This window comes from Flagellimonas flava (assembly GCF_050617915.1).
Classification (GTDB): domain Bacteria; phylum Bacteroidota; class Bacteroidia; order Flavobacteriales; family Flavobacteriaceae; genus Flagellimonas; species Flagellimonas flava_A.
Genome location: NZ_JBODQE010000198.1, coordinates 1 through 234, shown reverse-complemented (window position 1 = coordinate 234; position 234 = coordinate 1). Strand labels below are relative to the sequence as shown.

Genomic DNA, 234 nt, shown 5'->3' with positions numbered 1-234 from the left:
GTAAAAAGAACTGTAACGCTCTAGGTGATTAACGAAAATTAGCAGATCCAGCTGTTTCTGGAACAAATAGTTGCCACAGAAGGGGTTTTATAAAAGCTTAACATCTATATAAAAATCTAACGCTATCTTTGTCCATCATGGCAAAAGACAAGAAGAAAAGAAAAGAAATCAAGCAAAACCTTCTGCACAAGTATCGCTTGGTGATTTTGAACGAGAGCACTTTTGAGGAGAAGA

At 36.3% G+C, this 234-nt stretch carries 1 pseudogene; it reads left to right on the top strand.

What is annotated here, in order from left to right:
• Window positions 1–137 precede the first annotated feature (137 nt).
• A pseudogene (locus tag ACRHOZ_RS21525) lies at window positions 138–234 on the top strand (M23 family peptidase); the annotation flags it as partial.